Origin of the sequence: Paraburkholderia sp. EG286A (assembly GCF_040965375.1) — a bacterium.
In the GTDB taxonomy this organism is placed as follows: domain Bacteria; phylum Pseudomonadota; class Gammaproteobacteria; order Burkholderiales; family Burkholderiaceae; genus Paraburkholderia.
The window spans coordinates 1-272 of the sequence record NZ_JBFRCB010000051.1; the positions used below are offsets into that span (position 1 = coordinate 1).

General features: G+C 52.9%; 1 rRNA gene. It reads left to right on the forward strand.

The annotated features are described in order from the left end of the window. Nucleotides 1-272, forward strand: a 23S ribosomal RNA gene (locus AB4Y35_RS42210); the annotation flags it as partial.

Sequence of the window (272 nt, forward strand, 5' to 3'; positions counted from 1 at the left end):
GCGAAGTTGAAGTGTTTGTGATGATGCAATCTCCCCGCGGCTAGACGGAAAGACCCCATGAACCTTTACTGTAGCTTTGCATTGGACTTTGAACCGGTTTGTGTAGGATAGGTGGGAGGCTGTGAAGTGTGGACGCTAGTCTGCATGGAGCCGTCCTTGAAATACCACCCTGATCTGTTTGAGGTTCTAACCTTGGTCCGTGATCCGGATCGGGGACAGTGCATGGTAGGCAGTTTGACTGGGGCGGTCTCCTCCCAAAGGGTAACGGAGGA